The 23914-nt window shown below is 57.1% G+C and carries 24 protein-coding genes, 1 pseudogene and 1 riboswitch; of the genes and pseudogenes, 10 read left to right on the top strand and 15 right to left on the bottom strand.

Translation table 11 applies throughout. The features are described 5' to 3' along the window. Positions 1-5 precede the first annotated feature (5 nt). The 8 genes from AX755_RS03955 to plsY all read right to left on the bottom strand — a co-directional run bounded on the left by AX755_RS03955 (position 6) and on the right by plsY (position 5709). Positions 6-680 carry an urease accessory protein UreF gene (locus AX755_RS03955; protein WP_062856331.1) on the bottom strand — a complete coding sequence of 225 codons (675 nt, stop codon included), beginning with the start codon at positions 678-680 and terminating at the stop codon, positions 6-8. Continuing rightward, positions 680-1219: a HupE/UreJ family protein gene (locus AX755_RS03950; protein ID WP_062856330.1), complete on the bottom strand. Its 540-nt coding sequence runs from the start codon at positions 1217-1219 to the stop codon at positions 680-682. Before AX755_RS03950 ends, AX755_RS03955 begins: the two co-directional genes overlap by 1 nt. A 9-nt stretch (positions 1220-1228) precedes the next feature. Further along, positions 1229-1693, bottom strand: coding sequence for an urease accessory protein UreE (gene ureE / locus AX755_RS03945; RefSeq protein WP_020689459.1), 465 nt, complete (start codon positions 1691-1693; stop codon positions 1229-1231). A gap of 9 nt (positions 1694-1702) precedes the next feature. Beyond that, positions 1703-3406, bottom strand: a complete 1704-nt coding sequence (gene ureC, locus AX755_RS03940; protein WP_062856329.1) for an urease subunit alpha — start codon at positions 3404-3406, stop codon at positions 1703-1705. Next, positions 3399-3713, bottom strand: a complete 315-nt coding sequence (locus AX755_RS03935) for an urease subunit beta (RefSeq protein ID WP_013098767.1) — start codon at positions 3711-3713, stop codon at positions 3399-3401. The genes ureC and AX755_RS03935 overlap by 8 nt, the downstream gene beginning before the upstream one ends. Before the next feature lie 10 nt (positions 3714-3723). After that, entirely contained in the window at positions 3724-4026 is a 303-nt protein-coding gene (locus AX755_RS03930; protein WP_003862556.1) for an urease subunit gamma, read from the bottom strand. Positions 4027-4036: 10 nt separating this feature from the next. After that, complete coding sequence (locus AX755_RS03925; protein ID WP_062856328.1) at positions 4037-4864, bottom strand: urease accessory protein UreD; 828 nt, start codon at positions 4862-4864, stop codon at positions 4037-4039. Between the two features lie 230 nt (positions 4865-5094). Then, positions 5095-5709, bottom strand: a complete 615-nt coding sequence (plsY, locus tag AX755_RS03920; protein WP_013098765.1) for a glycerol-3-phosphate 1-O-acyltransferase PlsY — start codon at positions 5707-5709, stop codon at positions 5095-5097. A gap of 107 nt (positions 5710-5816) precedes the next feature. Here plsY and folB point away from each other — a divergent pair, with 107 nt between their 5' ends. Together folB and bacA are read left to right on the top strand one after the other, a co-directional pair. Next, the gene (gene folB, locus AX755_RS03915) at positions 5817-6185 is read left to right on the top strand and encodes a bifunctional dihydroneopterin aldolase/7,8-dihydroneopterin epimerase (protein ID WP_013098764.1); all 369 of its coding nucleotides are present in this window, start codon (positions 5817-5819) and stop codon (positions 6183-6185) included. A gap of 106 nt (positions 6186-6291) precedes the next feature. Next, a complete protein-coding gene (bacA, locus tag AX755_RS03910; RefSeq protein WP_014833310.1) occupies positions 6292-7113 on the top strand; it encodes an undecaprenyl-diphosphate phosphatase in 822 nt (273 codons plus the stop codon). A 10-nt stretch (positions 7114-7123) separates the two neighbouring features. Here the strand turns inward: bacA and AX755_RS03905 are convergent, their stop codons facing one another. Together AX755_RS03905 and AX755_RS03900 are read right to left on the bottom strand one after the other, a co-directional pair. Beyond that, positions 7124-8365: a multifunctional CCA addition/repair protein gene (locus tag AX755_RS03905; protein WP_023620520.1), complete on the bottom strand. Its 1242-nt coding sequence runs from the start codon at positions 8363-8365 to the stop codon at positions 7124-7126. A 61-nt stretch (positions 8366-8426) separates the two neighbouring features. Beyond that, a complete protein-coding gene (locus tag AX755_RS03900; protein WP_013098761.1) occupies positions 8427-9047 on the bottom strand; it encodes a TIGR04211 family SH3 domain-containing protein in 621 nt (206 codons plus the stop codon). 238 nt (positions 9048-9285) lie between these two features. On the opposite strand from AX755_RS03900, the gene AX755_RS03895 reads away from it, so the two are divergent. The 3 genes from AX755_RS03895 to hldE are packed head-to-tail and all read left to right on the top strand — an operon-like array spanning position 9286 to position 14935. Beyond that, positions 9286-10587, top strand: a complete 1302-nt coding sequence (locus AX755_RS03895) for a CYTH domain-containing protein (RefSeq protein WP_013098760.1) — start codon at positions 9286-9288, stop codon at positions 10585-10587. 18 nt (positions 10588-10605) lie between these two features. Further along, positions 10606-13464, top strand: a complete 2859-nt coding sequence (gene glnE, locus AX755_RS03890) for a bifunctional [glutamate--ammonia ligase]-adenylyl-L-tyrosine phosphorylase/[glutamate--ammonia-ligase] adenylyltransferase (RefSeq protein ID WP_104668923.1) — start codon at positions 10606-10608, stop codon at positions 13462-13464. Positions 13465-13504: 40 nt separating this feature from the next. Then, positions 13505-14935: a bifunctional D-glycero-beta-D-manno-heptose-7-phosphate kinase/D-glycero-beta-D-manno-heptose 1-phosphate adenylyltransferase HldE gene (gene hldE, locus AX755_RS03885; RefSeq protein ID WP_013098758.1), complete on the top strand. Its 1431-nt coding sequence runs from the start codon at positions 13505-13507 to the stop codon at positions 14933-14935. A gap of 74 nt (positions 14936-15009) precedes the next feature. Here the strand turns inward: hldE and ubiK are convergent, their stop codons facing one another. After that, positions 15010-15306 carry a ubiquinone biosynthesis accessory factor UbiK gene (gene ubiK, locus AX755_RS03880; protein WP_013098757.1) on the bottom strand — a complete coding sequence of 99 codons (297 nt, stop codon included), beginning with the start codon at positions 15304-15306 and terminating at the stop codon, positions 15010-15012. Between the two features lie 121 nt (positions 15307-15427). Beyond that, positions 15428-15578: riboswitch (FMN riboswitch) on the top strand. A 106-nt stretch (positions 15579-15684) separates the two neighbouring features. On the opposite strand from ubiK, the gene ribB reads away from it, so the two are divergent. Both ribB and AX755_RS25540 read left to right on the top strand, forming a co-directional pair. Further along, positions 15685-16338, top strand: coding sequence for a 3,4-dihydroxy-2-butanone-4-phosphate synthase (ribB, locus tag AX755_RS03875; RefSeq protein ID WP_008502964.1), 654 nt, complete (start codon positions 15685-15687; stop codon positions 16336-16338). 58 nt (positions 16339-16396) lie between these two features. Then, a pseudogene (locus AX755_RS25540) lies at positions 16397-17251 on the top strand (IS4 family transposase); the annotation flags it as partial. A gap of 80 nt (positions 17252-17331) precedes the next feature. Here AX755_RS25540 and zupT read toward each other — a convergent pair. Then, positions 17332-18105 (bottom strand): zinc transporter ZupT, encoded by a 774-nt coding sequence (gene zupT, locus AX755_RS03865; RefSeq protein ID WP_013098748.1) that lies wholly within the window; start codon positions 18103-18105, stop codon positions 17332-17334. A gap of 196 nt (positions 18106-18301) precedes the next feature. On the opposite strand from zupT, the gene ygiD reads away from it, so the two are divergent. Further along, positions 18302-19090, top strand: coding sequence for a 4,5-DOPA dioxygenase extradiol (gene ygiD, locus AX755_RS03860; protein WP_023620513.1), 789 nt, complete (start codon positions 18302-18304; stop codon positions 19088-19090). Between the two features lie 83 nt (positions 19091-19173). On the opposite strand, the gene AX755_RS03855 is transcribed toward ygiD, so the two are convergent. From AX755_RS03855 to tolC, 3 genes are all read right to left on the bottom strand, one after another. Continuing rightward, the gene (locus AX755_RS03855) at positions 19174-20334 is read right to left on the bottom strand and encodes a glutathionylspermidine synthase family protein (protein WP_029883040.1); all 1161 of its coding nucleotides are present in this window, start codon (positions 20332-20334) and stop codon (positions 19174-19176) included. 2 nt (positions 20335-20336) lie between these two features. After that, positions 20337-21002, bottom strand: a complete 666-nt coding sequence (locus AX755_RS03850) for a DUF1190 family protein (protein ID WP_013098745.1) — start codon at positions 21000-21002, stop codon at positions 20337-20339. Positions 21003-21192: 190 nt separating this feature from the next. Next, on the bottom strand, positions 21193-22659 hold the full coding sequence (gene tolC, locus AX755_RS03845) for an outer membrane channel protein TolC (protein ID WP_013098744.1): 1467 nt from the start codon (positions 22657-22659) through the stop codon (positions 21193-21195). Positions 22660-22862: 203 nt separating this feature from the next. Here tolC and nudF point away from each other — a divergent pair, with 203 nt between their 5' ends. Both nudF and AX755_RS03835 read left to right on the top strand, forming a co-directional pair. Beyond that, the gene (nudF, locus tag AX755_RS03840) at positions 22863-23495 is read left to right on the top strand and encodes an ADP-ribose diphosphatase (protein WP_062856325.1); all 633 of its coding nucleotides are present in this window, start codon (positions 22863-22865) and stop codon (positions 23493-23495) included. Then, on the top strand, positions 23492-23914 hold the full coding sequence (locus tag AX755_RS03835; RefSeq protein WP_003862516.1) for a DUF1249 family protein: 423 nt from the start codon (positions 23492-23494) through the stop codon (positions 23912-23914). The genes nudF and AX755_RS03835 overlap by 4 nt, the downstream gene beginning before the upstream one ends.

Below are 23914 nucleotides of genomic sequence, written 5' to 3'. Positions count from 1 at the left end.
CATCCTCAGGAACGGAATAACCGTGAATATTGTGTTTCGTGGCGGGCAGAGGCGATGGCGGAAAGCGGCGTCGCCGCGCCCAGTGCCTCATCGTCACGTAAAAATGCCTGTTCAAACCCGGCGGCAAAATGGTCGCTGAGTTCGATAATCAGCTGTTGTGCGGCCTGTTGCCCAAACGGTACCAGCTTGACGCCAGCCATTACCGCGCTCTCAATCCAGCTGTAGCCCAGACTCAGGGCCAGCTCGTGCACGCTAATACCCCAACGCACGCCAAGCCACGCCATGCCGCTGAGCTGGCTTTGCATAAACAGCGGCTGCCAGAGGGGCGGGCAGTCCGGCTCCCAGCTTTTGATGAGCCGCGTAAAGGCGGCGCCGCGATTGCGTTCTTCTTCCCGCAGTTCACGGGTTTCCCGACAGGCGAGCAGGTATGACGTCCAGCGTTTTGCTGCCGCCAGATCGCCCTCTTCACAGGCCCGGTAGAGCCGGGCAAAAAGCGGCAGGTCGACGCAGAAAAAGCTCTGCTCCATCTGCAGGGTTTGCCAGTTTTTGAACGCCTCTGCGTCGGTAACCCAGCCTGTCTCGACGGCCCACTCCAGCCCCTGCGACCAGGTAAACGACCCGACCGGCAGGCTGCTACTGGAGAGCTGCATCAGACGCAGCCGCTGGCGGGCGAGTTCCATCAGCTCATCAGCGCCAGCAGGGCAGAGACGATAAGCCCACCGCCAAAGGTTTTACGCAGTCCGTCGTGGCGGCGCAGCAGTAACCCGGCGGCGAAGCTGGCGCACAGCACCGTGGCGCTGGCCAGCATAAAGCCGCTGGTGAAGAGCCAGAAGCTGTGGCCGGACATCTCCACCCCGTGCGCCCAGCCGTGGAACATCGCCAGGGCAGGCACCGCCAGCAGCAGACGATTTTCGGTTTTAAACATCATCACGCCGCAGACGCCCAGCGAGGCGATAATCAGCATCTCCATGCCGCTAAAGCCGCCGAGCAGGCTGCCCGCAATGGCACCGACAAGCATCATCCCGAGGGTGGCAAAAGGCAGCAGCAGCTTGCGGCCGCTCAGCGCGGAGAGCACGCCCGCACCGGCGAGCATCAGCAGATGATCAAGTCCGGTCAGCGGGTGGAAAAAACCAGCATGGAAGCTGTCGGCACCGTGTCCCGGATGTGCCAGCGCAGGCAGGGAAAAGGCCAGCAGTAACAGGGATAAATACTTACGCATGATTAATCCTTAATGTGAATGAGCGTGAGAGTGGCTATGGCTGTGGGCCTCGCTGGTATAAGCCCCCGCTTCAGGTTCAAACGGCAGACTGGCGAAGGTGACCGCCAGCCCAAACTGGCGCAGCATGTCGTCGAGGACGTGATCGTGGTGATAGCGCAGCTCGCCGGGCATGATTTGCAGCGGCACGTGGCGGTTGCCCAGGTGATAGCAGGCGCGGGCGAGGAGGAACGGATCGTCGCAGCGCACCACGGAGACGGACTCCGGGGCGGCAATCACTTCGATGACTTCGCTGCCGTCTTCGTTACAGAGCAGGTCGCCGCCGCGCAACAGTAAACCGCGCGGCAGCATGAGCCCGGCTTCGCGCCCGTCGTTCAGCGCCACGCGGGCGCGGCTTTTCACCCGCACGTCAATCGGCAGCGTGACGCTGGCGGTAATCGGATGCGCATGGTCCAGGCGTTGGGTTAAATAGATCATCATCACTCCTCAAAACAGGAAATAGCGTTGCGCCATCGGCAGTACGTCAGCCGGTTCGCTGGTTATCAGTTCGCCGTCGACGCGCACTTCATAGGTTTGCGAATCGACGGTGATATTTGGCTGCAGGCCGTTGTGGATCATGTCGGCCTTTTTCACCGTGCGGCAGCCTTTGACCACCGCCGTGGCGCTCTGCAGGTTGAGCTGTTGCGCTATCCCCTGCGCGTCCGCAGGCTGCGAGACAAACGTCAGCCGGGTGGCGTGACGCGCGGCACCCAGTGCGCCAAACATCGGACGATAATGGACCGGTTGCGGCGTGGGGATAGAGGCGTTGATATCGCCCATCGGAGCGCAGGCGATCATCCCACCCTTGACGATGGTGGCGGGTTTCACGCCAAAGAACGCCGGGGACCAGACCACTAAATCCGCCAGCTTGCCCGCTTCGATGGAGCCCACTTCATGGGCGATACCGTGCGTCAGCGCCGGGTTAATGGTGTATTTGGCGATGTAGCGCTTCACGCGAAAGTTGTCGTTATCGCCAGTCTCTTCCGGCAGTGCGCCGCGCTGCACCTTCATGCGGTGCGCCACCTGCCAGGTGCGGAGAATCACTTCGCCCACGCGGCCCATCGCCTGGGAATCAGAGGAGGTCAGCGAGAATGCGCCGATATCGTGCAGCACATCTTCCGCGGCGATGGTTTCCCGGCGAATACGCGATTCGGCAAAAGCCACATCCTCGGCGATATCCGGGTCGAGGTGGTGGCAGACCATCAGCATATCGAGATGTTCATCGATGGTATTGACCGTATAGGGCAGGGTCGGGTTGGTGGAGGAGGGCAGAATATTCGGGTGCGCACAGGCGGTAATAATATCCGGCGCGTGGCCGCCACCGGCTCCTTCCGTGTGGAAGGTATGGATGGTGCGCCCGCCGATGGCCGCCAGCGTGTCTTCGACGAAACCGGATTCGTTCAGCGTGTCGCTGTGCAGCGCCACCTGAATATCCATCTCTTCCGCCACCTCCAGCGAGCAGTTGATGGCTGCAGGCGTTGCGCCCCAGTCTTCGTGGATCTTAAGCCCGATGGCCCCGGCGGCTATCTGCTCGCGCAGGGCATCCGGGTTAGAACCGTTGCCTTTGCCCAGCAGGCCGATATTCACCGGCAGGGTATCGGCAGCCTGCAGCATGCGGGCGATATACCACGGCCCCGGCGTGCAGGTGGTGGCGTTGGTCCCTGCCGCGGGACCTGTGCCGCCGCCGATCATCGTCGTGACGCCGGAAACCAGCGCCTCTTCGGCCTGCTGCGGGCAGATCCAGTGGATATGAGTGTCGATCCCGCCAGCGGTGACGATCTTCCCTTCGGCGGCGATCGCTTCCGTGGCGGCACCGATCGGGATCGTCACCCCGGGCTGAATGTCCGGGTTGCCGGCTTTACCGACGGCGAAGATCCGCCCGTTCTTTACGCCGATATCCGCTTTCACGATCCCCCAGTGATCGACAATCAACGCGTTAGTCAGCACCAGATCCACGCAGTCATCCGCAGTCATCTGCCCCTGGCCCATACCGTCGCGGATCACTTTCCCGCCGCCGAATTTGACCTCTTCGCCGTAGACGGTGAGATCGTTTTCGACTTCGATCCACAGCTCGCTGTCGGCTAAACGCACTTTATCGCCGGTGGTGGGGCCGAACATATCGGCATAAGCCTGGCGCGAAATCTCAGCCATTTTTCACTTCTCCCATCACGTCACCCCGGAAACCGAAAATGCGTTGCGCCCCGGTGACCTTCACCAGCGTCACTTCGCGCTTCTGGCCGGGTTCGAACCGCACCGCGGTGCCTGCCGGGATATTCAGCCGAAAGCCCCGGGTGGCTTCCCGGTCAAATTTCAGCGCCGGATTCACCTCGTAAAAGTGATAGTGCGATCCCACCTGGATAGGCCGGTCGCCGTGGTTTTCGACGATGATAAGCCGGGTTTCTCGCCCGACGTTGAGGGCAATATTGCCGGACTGGATCTGGTATTCGCCTGGGATCATCACGCGCTCCTTACACGATCGGGTTATGCACGGTGACGAGTTTTGACCCGTCCGGGAAGGTGGCTTCCACCTGAATATCCGGGATCATCTCCGGTACGCCTTCCATCACCTGATCACGCGTCAGGACGTGACGGCCCGCTTCCATCAGCGAGGCGACGGTTTCGCCATCGCGCGCGCCTTCCATAATGAAGGCACTGATCAGCGCGACCGATTCCGGATAATTGAGCTTTACCCCGCGCGCAAGGCGGCGTTCGGCAACCAGCGCGGCGGTGAACAGCAACAGCTTGTCTTTTTCTCTGGGGGTCAGTTCCATAACGTTTCTCTTATGTCTGCCAGATACGCGGCGAACAGGCGGTTTTGGTGGTGAGAAGCGGGCGAAGCGACTGCCAGATATCGCGCATCACCCGCTGGCAAATCAGATTGTCGTGGGAGAGAAAACGCACCGACAGCAGATCGTCAGTGAGCGTCGCCCCGGCAAAGGTATTCAGTGGTGCGAGCAGCTCACGCGCCGTGTCGAGGTGCGTGTCTCCGGCCGGATAGAACAGCAGCGTGCCGAGCCACGGCTGCCCGGCAACAGGGGTAAGATCGCCGTCGCTGAGATGCTGACGCTCAATCAGACGTGGCTCGTCATCCACCCAGACCTCAAGGCGGCTCTCCAGCGTGCCGTGGCTGAAGGTCTCGCCGATCACCGGCCGACCCAGACAGTACAACTCCCACGCAAGCAGCGTGCTGGAGGCCTTCAGGTGGAAGACGGAGCGCAGCGCGGCATTGGCGCCGGGAAAGATAATGGTGTCCTGCGGCAGCCACTCCAGCGTGGACGCCTCATCGAGATAAAAGTGCTGGTTAAGGCGGGCCTGTGGGCCGCTGCTGCGATAGAACTTACTGGCGCCGGGCATGGTGATAAGCGCGTGGCTATTGGCGTCCAGACTTACGGTAATATCCAGCCTGTCACCGCCCACCACACCGCCCGGCGGGTGCAGCAGATAAAGGTGGCAGGTTTCCCCTTCGGGGTAGAACGGACGCTGTACCGTGAGCGGCCCGACGTGGTGCGCGGCATGGAGGAGGGTTTTCTCAGGCGTGTGGCAAAACCGCAGGTCAAGCGAGGCCTGCCAGCCTTTGTACGAACTATCAGTGACCTGAGTTGCTAACATGGTGCTTCCATTCGCGCGCCCGGGAGATACGTTTCAGTATGCCCTGGCGGAAATGAAGGCTGTCATATGAGTCGCTTATGGATGGGGGCCTGTATTTTGGGGCTGTGGTGGAAGGGTTCCGTTCACTATGGCTTTTCTGCTTTATGGGTATCACGTTCACGGGTTCCGGAACGTCATATTCTGTTGGTCATAAAGTGAACGGAACAATTCCACTAAAAGTAAATAAAACCCTACCGCGTCTCTCTCTTCTTCCGCTTTAACCGCGCCCAGATTTTCGTCTCCTGACGTCGCCACAGACGCTGAATATTATCGTGATGACGCAGCAGGATAAGGCAGGAGAGCATCGACACCGGGAAGGTGAACTGGGGTTTAAACCACCAGACATAGAATGGGGCAATCAGCGCGCTGACGATGGCGCCCAGCGACGAATAGCCGCTCAGAAGAATAGTCAGCAGCCAGGTGCCCGCCATTACGCCGGTGAGATCCCAGCCGATGGGCGCGATGGCACCAAAGGCCGTCGCGACGCCTTTGCCGCCTTTAAAACCGAAGAATACGGGCCAGATGTGGCCGACACAGGCGGCGATGGCAATAAGCCCCAGCCAGAACGGAGTCACGCCCAGCGCATACGCGCCCCAGACGGGTAACATCCCTTTCAGAACGTCAAAAATCAAAACCGCTACGGCTGCTCCCTTGCCGCCAATTCGTAGTACATTGGTCGCTCCCGGATTCCCGGAGCCACTTTCGCGCGGGTCAGGTAACCCGGCAATGCGGCAGACCAGAATGGCGCTGGAGATTGAGCCGCAAAGGTAGGCGAGGAGAATCATTCCAGGCGCGATTGCACTCATAACGCTGTTCCGTTTTGAAAATGTATCTGTATTCTCAGCATCTGTGGATAATACGCATAATTCACCGGAAGTGGTATCCGGTTTAGCCAAAAAGCAGGCAGGTCGTGATGGATATTGTATTTATAGAGCAACTTTCGGTAATCACCACTATTGGTGTTTACGACTGGGAACAGACCATCGAGCAGAAGCTGGTGTTCGATATCGAAATGGGCTGGGATAACCGCAAGTCGGCAAAAAGTGATGACGTGAATGACTGTCTGAGCTATGCCGACATCAGTGAAACGGTCATCGCCCACGTTGAAGGGCAGCGTTTTGCGCTGGTGGAGCGCGTGGCAGAAGAGGTGGCAGAGTTACTGCTGACCAAATTCAACTCGCCGTGGGTGCGCATTAAGCTGAGTAAGCCGGGTGCGGTGGCGCGTGCCGCCAATGTGGGGGTCATCATTGAGCGTGGCACAAATCTGAAAGGAAAGATTTAACGTCATAATAGCTAAACCATTTTAGGTTATATCGGTCTTAAAGCTGTATCTTTCACGGTAGCTGTTGGGGCGACCGTTTTTTTTATATTTTTTTAGGGGTTTATAGATGAGCGATATGCACTCGCTGCTGGTGGCGGCAATTCTGGGTGTGGTCGAAGGATTGACGGAGTTTTTGCCGGTTTCCAGTACGGGCCATATGATTATTGTTGGCCACCTGCTGGGCTTTGAAGGCGATACCGCAAAGACGTTCGAGGTGGTCATTCAGTTGGGGTCCATTCTGGCTGTGGTCGTGATGTTCTGGCGTCGTCTGTTTGGGCTGATCGGCATCCACTTCGGGCGTTTGCCACAGCGTGAAGGAGAGAGCAAGGGCCGCCTGACGCTGATTCATATCCTGCTCGGGATGATCCCGGCGGTGGTGCTGGGGCTGGTTTTCCACGACACCATCAAATCGCTGTTTAACCCGATTAACGTGATGTACGCGCTGGTGGTCGGTGGTTTCCTGCTGATTGCGGCGGAAGTGCTGAAGCCAAAAACGCCGCGCGCAGAAGGTCTGGACGATATGACGTATCGCCAGGCCTTTATCATTGGCTGCTTCCAGTGTCTGGCGCTGTGGCCGGGCTTCTCCCGTTCAGGAGCAACGATTTCCGGCGGGATGCTGATGGGTGTAAGCCGTTACGCGGCATCTGAGTTCTCGTTCCTGCTGGCGGTGCCGATGATGATGGGCGCCACCGCGCTGGACCTCTACAAAAGCATTGGTTTTCTCACCACGGGCGATATTCCGATGTTCGCCGTGGGCTTTATCACCGCCTTTATCGTGGCGCTGATTGCCATTAAAACCTTCCTGCAACTGATTAAGCGTATCTCGTTTATCCCGTTCGCGATCTACCGCTTTATCGTCGCGGCTGCGGTTTACGTGGTCTTCTTCTGACCTGCTGCCCTCAGTCTTTTGGCTGAGGGCAATGCTTTTCCTTCCACTCTGATACCGCCTGAATCCGCCGTTTCGTCAGCTCTTCGCGAATTTCCGGGCCTTTAAATCCTGCTTCGACGACCTCTTTGGTTGGCACGGCTTTGGCCACCTCCCACGCGGCGCGCAGCAAGCGCCCCTGCGGATAGTCGCACGCTTCGAACCCGGTGCGCCCGCGCACGTCAGCCTCGCTGGTGAGCGCGATCTGCTCGACGCGCTGGGGTTTACGCCAGGCATCGATGTTATCGAACAGCTTAACGATGGTGGCCGGTTTCAGGATCGGGAAGGTGTGGATAAGGTCGTGGAATTCGGCCACCAGTTTCGCCAGATCGCGGATCTCGTTCGGCACCCGCAGGCGCTGGCACAGCCCCTCGACCAGCTTCACCCCTGCCGGGCCGTGCCCGTGGTGACGAGGCCAGAATTCTTTTGGCGTTAAGCCTTTGCCGAGATCGTGGCACAGCGTTGAGAAGCGCACGTCCACCTCCGGGCTGAGCATGGCCGCCATACTGAGCGTCATCAGGGTGTGCACGCCAGTGTCGATTTCCGGGTGCCATTTCGCCGGGGCAGGCACACCAAACAACGCGTCTATCTCCGGGAACAGCACCTTCAGGGCGCCGCAGTCGCGCAGCACCTGGAAAAAGACCTGTGGGTTGCGGGTGGTGAGGGCGTTCTCCGTCTCTTTCCAGACGCGCTCTGGCGTCAGGTGTTCAAGCTCACCCGCCTCGGTCATGGCGGTCATCAGCGCCATCGTCTCATCGGCAATACGGAAACTGAGATGGGCGTAACGTGCGGCAAAGCGCGCCACGCGCAGCACCCGGAGCGGATCTTCCGAAAACGCCGGGGAGATGTGACGTAAAAGACGGTTGCGCAGATCGTCCTGGCCGCCATAAGCATCAACGATCTGGCCGTTCTCGTCCTGCGCCAGCGCGTTGATGGTGAGATCGCGACGCAGGAGATCCTGCTCCAGCGTGACGTCGGGCGCGGCATAGCAAGTGAAGCCAGTATAGCCGGAACCGGATTTACGCTCCGTACGCGCCAGGGCGTACTCTTCCCGGCTTTGCGGATGGAGGAACACGGGAAAATCGCGGCCTACCTGCTGGTAGCCCGCGTTTAGCATCTCTTCGGGGGTGGCGCCTACCACCACCCAGTCTTTATCTTTGACCGGCAGACCTAACAACGCATCACGTACCGCACCACCGACCAGATAACTCTTCACGCCCTACACTCCCGTTTTCTCTTTTGGCAAGATAATACGTAAGTCTGGCAGAGAAGACGAATTAGTTCATCCAGCGGTCTTTACGTTTACGGCTTGGGATCAGGTGTGGCAGAACAAGACCCAGCACCAGGCCGACGCCCAGCACGCCGCCGCCATACATAAACCACTGCATGATGATGGTGCGCTGTTTGTCATCGAGCTGCAGATTAGCGGCATTCACCTTCTTCTGCGCCACAATCAGCTCATTTTTCAGTTTCTGGTTCTCTTCTTTCAGACCGTTAATCACGCTGTCGCTCTGCGCGACTTTCTGCTGCATTTCAGCGGTGCGCTGGTTCCAGGTACCGTCAATGTTGTTCAGCTTGTCGGTGAGGGTTTTCACCTGGTTTTCCAGATCCGGCACGCGGGTGCGCAGGCTTGGCACGGTGCTCAGCTCTTTCAGGGGGATCCAGGAGGTACGGCCGGAACTGTCGCGAACCTGACCATAATTGGTCTCGGTGTTGGTCTGTAACAGGGTGACTTCCTCGCCGGCATTTACCGTACCCACGAGGCGATAATTATCTCCGGGGCCGCTACGTACCCAGGTGTTCAGTTCGTCAGAAACGTAACGCTTTTCTTCAGCGTGGACCGCAGTCGCGGCGCTAAAAGCGAGTAAAGTAAGTCCAATCAGGCGTAATTTAAGCATATCAGTCGTTATTTTCATAAATAGTGGAACGATAGTAGTGGCATCAGTGTCTCTACGCAAAGGATTCGTCATCAATCAGAATCATCTGTGTCCCGATCGCCGCCGCTGCAAACTTTTTACGCCCGTCAAATTGCTCATTGCGTGGCAATTTGGCGCAAAATACTATGTACTGACAAACAAATGGCGAGGAAGTTCGCCTTCATCGACGCGTCTGTGACGCACGCAAAAGTACAAGGCTATGGCACAAGAGATCGAATTAAAGTTTATCGTCGAAAAAGACAGCGTTGACGCGCTCCGCCAGCATCTGCAAACGCTGTCCGGCGAACACCATGAACCCGTACAGCTGCTCAATATCTATTACGAAACGCCGGACAACTGGCTGCGTCGTCATGATATGGGCTTGCGCATCCGCGGCGCGAACGGGCGCTACGAGATGACGATGAAAATCGCCGGTCGCGTTGTGGGCGGTTTGCATCAGCGCCCCGAATACAATATCGACATCAATCAGCCAGAACTTGAGCTGGAACGTTTTCCGGCAGAAGTGTGGCCAAACGGCGAACTGCCATCCACCCTGGCAGCAGAGGTGCAGCCGCTGTTCAGCACCGATTTCTGGCGCGAGAAATGGCTGGTAACGGAAGGCAAAAGCCGCATTGAAATCGCCCTTGATTTGGGCGAGGTGAAAGCGGGGGAATACCAGGAGCCAATTTGCGAACTGGAGCTTGAACTGCTGGAAGGCGAGACGAACGATGTGCTGAAGCTGGCGCGTAAGCTAGTGAGTCAGTCAGGCTTGCGTCAGGGCAGCCTCAGCAAAGCCGCCCGCGGCTATCATCTGGCCGCCGGGAATGCGCCACGGGCGCTGAAAGAGACCCCTGTGTTGCGCGTAGCCCCAAAAGCCAGCGTTGAGCAGGGCATGGAGGCGGCTCTGGAGCTGGCGCTTTCGCAGTGGCAGTACCACGAAGAGCTCTGGGTGCGTAATGTTAAAAACGCAAAAGCCCACGTCCTGGCTGCTATCGGTCTGGTTCGTCATACCCTGATGCTGTTTGGCGGCATCGTGCCTCGCAAAGCAAGTGCTCACTTACGCGATCTGCTGACGCAAACTGAAACGCTGATGCTCTCTGATGTGTCTGCGCAAACGGCGATCTACAGCCCGCAAACCGCGGCCGCCAAACTGGCGCTGACCGAGTTTCTGGTGACGCGCGGCTGGCGCACTTTCCTGGACGCGAAAGCCCAGACAAAAATCGCAGAAAACTTTAAACGTTTCGCGGATATCCACCTCTCCCGCCATGCCGCAGAGCTGAAAACCACCTTTGCTTATCCGCTGGGTGACCAGTACGGCGACCAGCTGATCCGTCTGACGCGCAACATCGACTGCATGCTACTGCTGTCGGGTGCCTATGATGACGTCAAAACGCAGGCGTGGCTGGAAAACTGGCAGGGGCTGAAACATGCCATCGAAACCCGTCAGCATATTGAGATTGAGCATTTCCGCAACGAGGCCATTTCGCAGGAGCCATTCTGGCTGCACAGCGGAAAACGTTAACTCTGGCAAGGAACCCCTATAATGCCGCTTTCTTCGCAGTTACAGCAGCAGTGGCAGACCGTTTGCGAACGTCTGCCTGAGTCATTACCGGCGTCATGGTTAAGCGAGCAGGCAAAGTGCGTGCTCACGTTCAGTGATTTTGTGCAGGAAAGTATTACTGCTAACCCGGACTGGCTGGTGGAGCTTGAAAACGCCCCGCCGCAGGCTGACGAGTGGCGGCATTATGCAGGCTGGCTGCAAAGCGCGCTGGCTGAGGTGGCGGATGAAGCCACGCTGATGCGCGTTTTGCGCCAGTTTCGCCGCCGGGTGATGGTGCGCATTGCCTGGGCGCAGTCGCTTGAGCTGGTCAGCGAAGAGAGCACGCTCCAGCAGTTGAGCGAGCTGGCGCAGACGTTGATCGTCGCCGCGCGAGACTGGCTCTACGCCGCCTGCTGTAAAGAGTGGGGCACGCCGTGCAGCGAGGAAGGGGTTCCTCAGCCGCTGTTGATTCTGGGGATGGGCAAGCTGGGCGGCTGCGAGCTGAACTTCTCCTCCGATATCGACCTGATTTTTGCCTGGCCGGAGAACGGCTCCACGCGCGGAGGCCGTCGTGAACTGGACAATGCCCAGTTCTTCACCCGTCTTGGCCAGCGTCTGATCAAGGCGCTGGATCAGCCGACGCAGGACGGTTTTGTCTATCGCGTGGATATGCGTCTGCGTCCGTTTGGCGACAGCGGCCCGCTGGTGCTGAGCTTTGCGGCGCTGGAAGATTACTACCAGGAGCAGGGGCGCGACTGGGAGCGTTACGCGATGGTCAAAGCGCGGATCATGGGTGACAGCGACGACGCTTACGCCAACGAGCTACGCGCCATGCTGCGCCCGTTTGTGTTCCGTCGCTACATCGACTTCAGCGTGATCCAGTCCCTGCGTAACATGAAAGGGATGATCGCCCGTGAGGTACGCCGTCGTGGGCTGAAAGATAACATTAAGCTCGGCGCGGGTGGCATTCGTGAAATCGAGTTTATTGTCCAGGTCTTCCAGCTTATCCGCGGTGGTCGCGAGCCGTCGCTGCAATCCCGCTCGTTGCTTCCGACGCTGTCGGCGATTGAGCAACTCCATCTTCTGCCAGAGGGGGACGCGCAAACCCTGCGTGAGGCATACCTGTTCCTGCGTCGTCTGGAAAACCTGCTGCAAAGCATCAATGACGAGCAAACCCAGACCCTGCCGGGGGATGACCTGAACCGGGCGCGTCTGGCGTGGGGCATGCGCGTGGACGACTGGGCCGCATTGACCGAACGGCTGGAGGCGCATATGGCAGGCGTGCGCCGTATCTTTAACGAGCTGATTGGCGATGATGAAAGCGAATCGCAGGACGATACGCTCTCTGAACACTGGCGTGAACTGTGGCAGGATGCCCTGCAGGAAGATGACACCACGCCCGTGCTGGCGCACCTGAGCGACGATGATCGCCATCGGGTGGTGGCGCTGATTGCCGATTTCCGCCTCGAACTCAACAAGCGCGCCATTGGTCCGCGTGGTCGCCAGGTGCTGGATCACCTGATGCCGCACCTGCTGAGCGATGTCTGTTCCCGTGCCGACGCCCCGGTGCCGCTTTCCCGCATGATGCCGCTGCTGAGCGGCATTATTACGCGTACCACCTATCTTGAACTGCTGAGCGAATTCCCGGGGGCGCTGAAGCACCTGATTACGCTCTGCGCGGCGTCACCGATGGTGGCCAACAAGCTGGCGCGTTACCCGCTGCTGCTGGATGAACTGCTCGATCCCAATACCCTCTATCAGCCGACGGCGACCGATGCCTACCGCGATGAGCTGCGCCAGTATCTGCTGCGCGTGCCGGAAGAAGATGAAGAGCAGCAGCTGGAGGCGCTGCGCCAGTTCAAACAGGCCCAGATGCTGCGCGTCGCGGCGGCAGATATTGCCGAAACGCTGCCGGTGATGAAAGTGAGCGATCACTTAACCTGGCTGGCGGAAGCGATCATCGATGCGGTGGTGCATCAGGCGTGGATCCAGATGGTGGCGCGTTACGGCCAGCCGAAGCATCTTGGTGAACGAGAAGGCCGCGGTTTTGCCGTGGTGGGCTACGGTAAGCTCGGCGGGTGGGAGCTGGGATACAGCTCCGATCTGGATTTAATCTTCCTGCACGACTGCCCGGCAGACGTGATGACCGACGGCGAGCGTGAAATTGACGGGCGCCAGTTCTATCTGCGTCTGGCCCAGCGCATTATGCACCTGTTCAGCACCCGCACGTCATCGGGGATTCTGTACGAAGTGGATGCCCGTCTGCGCCCGTCCGGCGCGGCTGGTATGCTGGTGACCTCAACGGAATCCTTCGCCGATTATCAGAAAAACGAAGCCTGGACGTGGGAGCATCAGGCGCTGGTGCGCGCCCGTGTGGTGTATGGCGATCCGCAGTTAAAAACGCAGTTTGATGCCATTCGTAAAGCGGTGATGACCACCCCGCGTGAAGGCAGTAAGTTGCAGACCGAAGTGCGCGAAATGCGTGAAAAGATGCGCGCGCATCTGGGCAATAAACACCGCGATCGGTTTGATATTAAAGCCGATGAGGGTGGCATTACCGACATTGAGTTTATTACCCAGTATCTGGTGCTCCTGCACGCGCATGACAAGCCGAAGCTGACCCGCTGGTCGGATAATGTGCGCATTCTGGAGCTGCTTGCGCAAAACGACATCATGGATGAGCAGGAGGCGCAGGCTTTAACCCGCGCCTACACCACGCTGCGCGATGAGTTGCACCACCTCGCCTTGCAGGAACAGCCGGGCCACGTGGCGCTCGACTGCTTTACCCGTGAACGCGACCAGGTGAAAGCGAGCTGGCAGAAGTGGCTGGTGGAACCGTGCGTAACAAAACAAGTGTGATATCATCGCGCGCAAATTGTGAATCTTTCTGGAGTCAGGAATGAAAGTAACACTGCCAGAGTTTGAACGTGCTGGAGTTATGGTTGTCGGCGATGTAATGCTTGATCGCTACTGGTATGGGCCGACCAGCCGTATCTCCCCGGAAGCACCGGTACCGGTCGTTAAGGTCGATACCATTGAAGAGCGTCCTGGCGGCGCGGCAAACGTGGCGATGAACATTGCTTCTCTGGGCGCGCATTCGCGTCTGGTGGGCCTCACCGGTATCGACGATGCGGCGCGCGCGCTGAGCAAGTCGCTGGCGGACGTGAACGTGAAGTGCGATTTCGTTTCTGTTCCGACGCACCCGACCATTACCAAGCTGCGCGTGTTGTCGCGTAACCAGCAGCTGATCCGCCTCGACTTTGAAGAAGGGTTTGAGGGTGTGGATCCTGAGCCGCTGCACGAGCGCATTAATCAGGCGCTGGGCAATATCGGCGCGCTGGTACTGTCTGATTACGCCAAAGGGGCACTGGCAAGCGTACAACAGATGATCCAGCTGGCGCGTAAAGCCAATGTGCCGGTACTGATCGATCCGAAAGGCACCGACTTTGAGCGCTATCGCGGCGCAACGCTGCTGACGCCAAATCTCTCTGAGTTTGAAGCGGTGGCGGGTAAGTGCAAGTCGGAAGCGGAGATCGTCGAGCGCGGCATGAAGATCATCGCTGACTTCGAGCTGTCTGCACTGCTGGTGACCCGCTCCGAGCAGGGAATGACGCTGCTGCAGCCGGGCAAGGCGCCGCTGCATATGCCAACCCAGGCGCAGGAAGTGTATGACGTGACGGGTGCCGGTGATACGGTGATTGGCGTGCTGGCGGCAACGCTGGCGGCGGGTAACTCCCTCGAAGAAGCGTGCTACTTCGCGAACGCCGCGGCGGGCGTGGTTGTCGGTAAACTCGGGACCTCTACCGTTTCGCCAATCGAACTGGAAAACGCCGTGCGCGGCCGCGCCGATACTGGTTTTGGCGTCATGACGGAAGAAGAGCTGAAAGTGGCCGTTGCCGCCGCGCGTAAACGCGGTGAGAAAGTGGTGATGACCAACGGCGTATTCGACATTCTGCACGCGGGCCATGTCTCTTATCTGGCGAATGCGCGCAAGCTGGGCGATCGTCTGATTGTGGCGGTGAACAGCGATGCCTCGACCAAACGTCTGAAGGGCGAAACGCGTCCGGTGAATCCGCTGGAGCAGCGTATGATTGTGCTCGGCGCGCTGGAAGCGGTGGACTGGGTTGTGCCGTTTGAAGAAGACACGCCTCAGCGCCTGATTGCTGGCATTCTGCCTGACCTGCTGGTAAAAGGCGGCGATTACAAACCGGAGCAAATCGCGGGCAGCGAAGAGGTCTGGGCCAACGGCGGTGAAGTGATGGTGCTCAACTTTGAGGACGGGTGTTCAACCACCAACATCATCAAAAAAATCCAGAAAGACAGTCAGTAAAAAACGGGCCAGTTGGCCCGTTATTTCACCCTCTCCCCGTGGGAGAGGGCTGGGGTGAGGGCATCAGGCCGCACTTAGGCTTGGTCATCCACCGGCGGTATCGCTGGTGCCGGCTTCACTTCTTCCGGGGTATTGCGGTTTTCCAGCTCGGTAAGACGCTGTTCCAGCAGCGCCAGCTTTTCACGGGTGCGCAGCAGAACCTGTGTCTGCACGTCAAACTCTTCGCGGCTCACTAAATCAAGGCGAACTAACTGCGCCTGCAGCGTCTGGCGGATTTTCTTCTCAACGTCATCACCAAATTCACGAATGCCTTTTGGCATGGACTCATGAACCTGACGCGCAATTTGCTCAATTTTCTTCGGGTCAATCATAGTGGCTTCCCTTGATAAGACGGTGTTGATGAACATTGTAGCGCGTCATGCTCCAGGATAAAGCAGATTTGTTTGAAGCTTATGCATTGCCCAGGTTAATCAATAGCGTTATAGTTATCTCGCTTATTCTCAGGGCGGGGCGAAATTCCCCACCGGCGGTAAATCAGCGTCATGCTGAAAGCCCGCGAGCGCTTTGGGTGAACTCTCAAAGGTCAGCAGATCCGGTGTAATTCCGGGGCCGACGGTTAAAGTCCGGATGGGAGAGAGTAACGATCCAGTCGGGCATGGGCCCGCTCACGTTATCTTTTTGCCGCTTATACGGCGCTCCTAAGACTGCCCTGATTCTGGTAACCATAATGTTAATGAGGTTTTTTTACCATGAATCAGACGCTACTTTCCTCTTTTGGCACTTCAACTCAACGTGTTGAACATGCACTGGATGCCCTGCGCGAAGGCCGCGGCGTGATGGTGCTTGACGATGAAAACCGTGAAAACGAAGGCGACATGATTTTCGCCGCCGAAAACATGACCGTTGAGCAGATGGCACTGACCATCCGTCACGGCAGCGGCATCGTATGCCTGTGTATTACCGAAGACCGCCGTAAGCAGCTCGAGCTGCCGATGATGGTCGAAAACAACACCAGCGCCTTTGGTACCGGCTTTACCGTGACCATCGAAGCCGCGCATGGTGTGACTACCGGTGTCTCCGCGGCTGACCGTCTGACTACTGTCCGTGCAGCAATTGCCGATGACGCCAAGCCATCCGACCTGCACCGTCCTGGCCACGTCTTCCCGCTGCGTGCGCAGGCGGGCGGTGTGCTGACCCGTGGTGGCCACACTGAAGCGACCATCGATCTGGTGACGCTGGCAGGCTTCAAACCTGCAGGCGTACTGTGTGAACTGACCAACGATGACGGCACCATGGCGCGAGCACCAGAGTGCATTACCTTTGCACGCCTGCACAACATGCCGGTGGTGACAATTGAAGATCTGATCGAGTACCGTCAGGCGCACGAGCGTAAAGCCAGCTAATGATAAAACGTCGGGACATCCCTAATGCCGATCGTTTAAGGATCGGTTGACCGATCCGCTGGCTGGTGTAAAAAGGGTTCATGTTCATCATGGACCCTTTTTTAATGGACTTTCACAAGCCCTCGGCATTATCAACGTTACCTCTCTTGAGCACGCCCGTAGCCTCTCGGACCTCATTCCGACTGAATTTATTCAGAAAGCGTTAACGTTGACGGCTACTGTCACACTCCGCAAAAGCAAACTTCCTCTTGAATCCATGATTTGGCTGGTCGTTGGCATGTCCATTTTCTGTAAATCGTTCCATGACCGAGATAGTGAATCTGATGGATATCACTGACAGGAGCGGTGAGCCTTTCATCGCCCGCAGCTCAGTCATTCAGCACCGAAAAACGCTGGGGGAAGATGCTGTGCGGGAGCTGTCCGACATTACGCAGCGGCACTGGAACCAGCAGGCAGCCCATCCGAAATGGTACGGACTGAATCTGTTTGCCGTGGACGGTGTTGTCTGGCGTACGGCAGACACGCCGGAAAACAGTGCGGCCTTCAGCAGACCCGCCGGGCGAAATGGTATCGGCGATTATCCACAGGTCAGGATAGTTTGTCTGATGGAGCTGAGCAGTCATCTGATCAACGCTAGCGCCTTTGACAGCGAGAACGTCAGCGAAATGTGACTGGCAGCGCAGCTGGCAGAGAGAACGCCGGATGAGAGTATCAATTTATTCTATAAAGGATTTTACTCCCCGGGACTGCTTCATCACTGGCAGATGTCCGAAGAAAAACGGCACTGGCTGCTGCCACTGAAAAAAACAAAATATGAAGTTGTGTGTCAGCTGGGACGGAACGCGGCGACGAGATTGTTGAAATGAAAACCAGTACAAAGGCCCGGAAACTGTGGCCAGCACTCCCCCGGAAGTGAGAGTAAAAGCCCAGAAATATCCGGCAAAAAATGCTGATCACCTTAAGTGACCAGCATTATGGACATCTCGGCGTTTTTTAACCAATACCTGCCGTTTGTAACAACACCAGGCTTAATCCCATTACAGACATTCCGCACAACACCCCATAACTCGGATTGTTGTTAGGATCGATCTCTTTCGCCAGCGGCATCAGTTCATCAACCGACAGCGCCACCATAATCCCCGCAACCGCGGCCATAATGGCGGCCATCACCACCGGTGAAACCAGGCTTCCCAGTATCAGCCACGCCAGTACGCCCCCGAGAATTTCTGCCATTCCCGATATCCCGGCCCAGAACACGGCGGTGCGTTTTGATCCCGTGGCGGCATAAACCGGCCCGGCAACGGCCAGCCCTTCAGGAATATTGTGTAAGGCCACCGCCAGGGCGATACCCAGACCCATCTCCAGATTGCTGCTGGCGGTGACATAGGTCGCGACACCCTCCGGGAAGTTGTGCAGGCTGATGCCGAGCGTCAGGAGGATGGCAGTACGTTTAATCTTTTGCGGCACCGGCGCGACGCTTTTTTGCATCAAATCCTGCGGATGTGCATGGGGCAACATGCGATCGAGGGCAAAATAGCCCAGCAGACCAAAAACAAACATGCCATAACCCAGTACCGGAGACATGCCTTCTGTGCCCAGTGCGGCAGGCAGCATCTCCATCAGAGAGATGAGCAGCATAATGCCGGCAGCAAATCCCAGTGAAAAGGCCAGCACGCGGTTAGACGGCTTTTGACCAAGCACACCGAGGATCGCACCGATAAAGGTGGCGGCACCCGCCAGGATGGTCAGGATCAAGGGGACGGACATGCAATGCTCCTTGTGATAATGATTCTCATTAATACTAATAATTCACGTTGGCCAAAGCGAGAGGGGAACCTCTGTTTTACATATTCCTTACATTCAAATTTCCTGATGATGATCTTCACGCTTATCTGCGTTCATCTTCATCGTGTTAAGCGTAATGTAGCACCATCAAATTGACACCTTCTGTAAGGATATCACCATGACTTCTTCACGTATGCCAGCACTGTTTTTAGGCCACGGTAGCCCAATGAACGTTCTGGAAGACAATGTCTACACCCGCACATGGCGTCACCTGGGTGAGACGTTGCCGCGTCCGAAGGCGATTGTGGTGGTGTCTGCACACTGGTTCACTCGTGGCACTGGCGTAACTGCCATGGAGGCGCCAAAAACAATCCATGATTTTGGCGGTTTCCCGCAGGCGTTGTACGACACGCATTATCCGGCCCCCGGCTCGCCCGAACTGGCACAGAAGCTGGTGGATTTGCTGGCACCTGTCCCGGTCGCGCTGGATAAAGAGGCCTGGGGCTTTGACCACGGCTCATGGGGCGTGCTGATAAAAATGTACCCGGACGCTGACATCCCGATGGTGCAGTTGAGTATCGACAGTACTAAACCGGCAGCCTGGCACATGGAGATGGGCCGCAAGCTGGCTACGCTTCGTGATGAAGGCATTATGCTGGTGGCAAGCGGTAACGTGGTACACAACCTGCGCACGGCGCGCTGGCACGGAGAAAATACGCCTTACCCATGGGCAACGTCCTTTAACGATTACGTCAAAGACAATCTGACCTGGCAAGGCCCGGTTGAGCAGCATCCGCTGGTGAACTATCTGGATCACGAAGGCGGTTCGCTCTCTAACCCAACGCCGGAACACTTCCTGCCGCTGCTGTACGTTCTTGGCGCGTGGGATGGTCAGGAACCGGTGACAATCCCGGTCGACGGTATTGAGATGGGGAGTTTGAGTATGCTGTCGGTGCAGGTGGGGTAAAAAACATGCCGGGTGGCGGCTTCTCCTTACCCGGCCTACATCTCGCGTGTAGGCCCGGTAAGCGTAGCGCCACCGGGCAAGCCTTATTCGACGAAGATGTGCGGATAGAACCGTGACAGATCCTGCGTGATCAGCGCGCGATCTTCGCGGATGCCAATCCCGGCTGGCTGATCGTTGATAAGCCAGCTGCCAATCAGCGTATAGCTGTCGCCAAATTTCGGCAGCTGATAAAACGCCTGGACGATCATTCCTTCTTCGCCGTAAGGCCCTTCAACCGCTTCCAGCGTTTTACCGTTTTCGATAATGGAGACGTTTGCCCCCTCGCGGGAGAAGATTGGCTTCACGACATATTTTTCCATTTGCGGGTAATCATCTTCCGCAAAGTATGCCGGCAGCAGGTTCGGGTGGTTCGGGAACATTTCCCACAGCATCGGCAGCAGGGCTTTGTTGGAGATGATGCTCTTCCATGCCGGTTCCAGCCAGCGCACGCCAGCGTCTTCCAGCTTGGTGGAGAACATCTCACGCAGCATATATTCCCAAGGGTAGAGCTTGAACAGGTTACTGATCACCTGATCCTGCAGGTCAGTAAACTGACCTTTCTCGCCCAGACCGATATCCTCTATATAGAGAAACTCGGTGGCGACTTCCGCTTCGGCAGCACAATCCTGCAGATACTGAACCGTTCCACGATCTTCTTCCGTGTCACGGCAGCAGGCGAGATGCAGCAGGTTGAAACCGTGCTGTTCACGCAGCTCGGCGAAACGCTCAATCAACTTTTCCTGCAGGCTATTGAACTGGTCGCTCTCTTCCGGCAAGTTTCCGGCGTTCATCTGGTCTTCCAGCCAGATCCACTGGAAGAAGGCCGCTTCATACAGAGAAGTTGGTGTATCGGCGTTATTTTCCAGAAGCTTAGGTTCACCCACGCCATCCCACGCCAGATCAAGGCGAGAATAGAGCGAGGGCTGGCTGGTTTTCCACGACTGGCGCACAAAGCCCCAGGTGTGCTTCGGAATGCGGAATTTAGCCATCAGCTCGTCGCTGTCGATGACTTTCTCGACAACCTTCAGGCACATCTGATGGAGCTCTGCCGTCACCGCCTCCAGTTTTTCCACCTGGGCGAGCGTCAGTTTGTAGTAAGCGTCTTCACACCAGTACGGCTCGCCATACATGGTGTGGAAGTTAAAACCGTATTCGGTCGCTTTTTCGCGCCAGTCCGGGCGCTCGGTGATACTGACTCGTTCCATGATCAGCCGCCCATTGAGCGAGTTGACGTGCCCGTCGCGCTGCGCTGCATGCTGGTCTGTTTCGCCACAGATTCACCGAACCCGCCGCGGGTGATGGTGCTGGTGGTAGCCGGTTTCGGAGCCATCGCCGTTTTCGGTACGGTCACGGTGCGGCCAGGCGTTGCTGCGCCATAGCCTTTGCCGCTGGCATCGGTGTATTGGCCGTAGGCCGGGCTGGCCGGGTTTTTCGAGCTAAACAGCGGCTGCTGTTGGTAACCCGCCCCGCCGCCCATCAGGCGGCCCATCATATAGCCGGCCATCAGTGGCATCCAGAAGCTGCCGCTGGACTGAGCCTGCGCCTGATTTTCTGGCGCCGTTCCCGCCTGAGCCGGTGTCTGTTGACACTGGCCTTCACCGAACTCTGCCACGCAGTCTTCGCGTGTGGCATATTTCGGTGCGGTACGTTCCGCTTCTTTCAGGGCGTTGTTATACGCGGTCTTACATTCTGCCGCGTTACCGGTTGCGGCTGAGCAGTCCTCTGCGTTTTGATACAGAGAGACCGTTTCATCGCTTTTCTCACAGCCTGCCAGCATAAAGACAGCGGTAACCGCCAGCGCAACAGGGGTGAGGTGACGCGCGTTCCAGCTTTTGCGGAACGAAGCGTGATTTATGGATTTTGTCCGTTTCATATTTGTCTTCCAGGACCCAGTGGTTATAACGCTCAGGATAGAGGATGAGTGGTTGAAAATGAAGCGAAGAGGGTCGGAATCAGGGGGATCTTTACGTTGGCTTACGTTCGGATGTGATTCAGATGCTCCCTCTCCCTGTGGGAGAGGGCTGGGGTGAGGGCATCAGGCCGCAGTGGGCCTGATGACACTCTTAGTTACGGAACGGATTGCTGCCGGTGTTGGTACGCGCAGCCGCTGGCTGTGCAGCAGGGGCGTTGCTGTTAGCGTTGAAGTTATCAACCGCAGCAACCTGCTCCGGATTCTCCGGTGCCACGCTGTCCGGCGAGGTTGAGACCGGTTTACCCAGCGCATTGTTCAGCGCCAGCAGGTCCTGCTCGTTCAGCGTACCCAGCGCCTGCTTGATGTTCAGCTGGTTAATCAGGTACTGGTAACGTGCACTGGAGAGCTGTTGTTTCGCGTTATACAGCGTGGTGGTCGCGTCCAGCACGTCAACAATGGTACGGGTACCGACGGAGTAACCAGCTTCCATTGCATCCAGGGAGCTTTGGGCAGACACAACGGCCTGTTTATACGCGTTGATGCTGCTGATCGAGGCGTTCACGTTGTTGAACGAAGAGCGCACGGTCTGCACCACGTTGCGGTGGGCGCTTTCCAGCTGCTCGCTTGCGCCAACGAAGTTGTACTGCGCCTGTTTCACCTGAGAATTCACCAAACCGCCCTGATACAGCGGCAGTGAGAAGCTCAGGCCGACTTTGTTCTGGCCCTGGTTGCTGTCGTCATACTGGGCGGTGTTGGTTTTAGAACCGCTGTAGCTGGTATCAGACACGCCGGTGGAGGCGCTCAGGCTCAGGGTTGGCAGATGGCCATCCTGTGCCTGACGAATCTGCTCGCGGGCCAGGTCCTGGCTCAAACGCGCCTGCAGTAAGGTTAGGTTGCGATTTTCTGCTTCTTTCAGCAGGGCATTCACCGCCTGCGGCTTATCGGTCTTGAAGTTATCTACGTTCAGGGAAGCCAGTTCTGGATAGTAATTACCGGTGACCTGACGCAGAGATTCCAGCGCGTTGTCGAGGTTGTTACGCGCGGTCACTTCGTTGGCCAGTACGCTGTCGTACTGTGAACGGGCGTTCTGCACGTCAGTGATGGCGACCAGGCCCACGTTGAAACGCTGGGTGGTTTGATCTAACTGACGGTAAATTGCCTGTTTCTGCGCTTCAGTATAGGAGAGCGAGTCAATCGCGCTCAGCACGTTGAAGTACGCAGTCGCCGTGTTCAGGATCAGCGTTTGCTGGTCGGTCTGATAGGTCACATCCTGGATACCCGCGCTCTTTTCCTGCAGGGTCAGTGCGCGCCATTTGGACATATCAAACAGCGTCTGTGTTAATTGCAGTGAGGCGCTGGTAGCATTGGAGTTAACGCCGTTAGCGTCGCGGAAACCGTTGCTGTAGGTATAATCTGCACCTAAACCTAACTGCGGCAGCAGTGGGCTACGCGCTTCGTTAATCTTTTCAAACGCAGCATCACGATCGGCCGCTGATTTACGTAAATCAGGGTTGCCCAGACGTGCCTGCTGGTAGACCTGTAACAGGTTTTCCGCCTGGCTCATTGCACTGAAGCCCGTCAGGCTCAGGCCGATAAGGATGGGGAGCAATTTCTTCATTTGCATTCCTTGTTGTGAAGCAGTATTAGCGCTGATCTAATTAAAAATAATTGCCGATTCTAACAGAATCATCCACACCAAAAGGTTGGCGTAATGTGCCATGTGGCGTTAATTTGCACCAATCTACCATATAGCCTTGCAAACGGCAGCCAAACAGCCTTGAAATTCATAATTTCATCACCATTGCTACCAGGACTCGACTCATGCAAAAACCAGATAAGTTGCCCGTGACATTCGCCAAAAACGATGTAGAAATTATTGCACGAGAAACGCTTTATAGCGGTTTTTTTTCAATGGAACTTTACCGTTTCAGGCATCGCCTGTTTAACGGTGAGATGAGCGGCGAAATCAGGCGCGAAATTTTTGAGCGCGGGCATGCAGCAGTCTTGCTACCCTTTGACCCAGTGCGTGATGAAGTCGTACTGGTTGAGCAGATTCGCATTGCGGCGTATGACGTCAGTGAAAGCCCGTGGTTGCTGGAGATGGTCGCCGGCATGATCGAAGAGGGCGAGTCGGTTGAAGACGTTGCCCGCCGCGAGGCGCTGGAAGAGGCGGGGCTGATCGTTGGCCGCACAAAACCGGTGCTCAGCTATCTGGCCAGTCCGGGAGGCACCAGCGAGCGCTTGTCCATCATGGTGGGCGAAGTGGACGCCACGACCGCGGATGGGATCCACGGTCTGGCAGATGAAAACGAAGATATTCGGGTTCATGTGGTGAGTCGGGAGCAGGCTTACCAGTGGGTAAAAGAGGGGAAAATCGACAACGCAGCGTCTGTCATCGCCCTGCAATGGCTGCAACTGCATTATCAGACATTACGAAACGAGTGGAAAAAATGAAGCGTTATACACCTGACTTCCCAGAAATGATGCGCCTGTGCGAAACCAATTTCGCACAATTGCGCCGCCTGCTGCCGAGAAACGACGCACCCGGCGAAACGGTAAGCTATCAGGTGAGCAACGCGCAGTATCGATTAACGATAACAGAATCAACGCGCTACACTACGCTGGTGGAAATCGAACAAACGGCACCCAGCATTAGCTACTGGAGCCTGCCGTCAATGACGGTGCGGCTCTACCACGACGCGATGGTCGCTGAAGTGTGTTCAAGTCAGCAGATCTTTCGTTTTAAAGCGCGGTATGATTACCCGAATAAAAAGTTGCATCAACGCGACGAAAAGCATCAAATTAACCAGTTTTTAGCCGACTGGCTAAGATATTGTTTAGCACATGGAGCAATGGCGATTCCGGTTTGTTAG

Origin of the sequence: Enterobacter sp. SENG-6 (assembly GCF_001605945.1) — a bacterium.
GTDB lineage: Bacteria > Pseudomonadota > Gammaproteobacteria > Enterobacterales > Enterobacteriaceae > Enterobacter > Enterobacter cloacae.
Note: the sequence above shows the minus strand (reverse complement) of the source record. Positions and strands in the feature narration are given on the sequence as shown.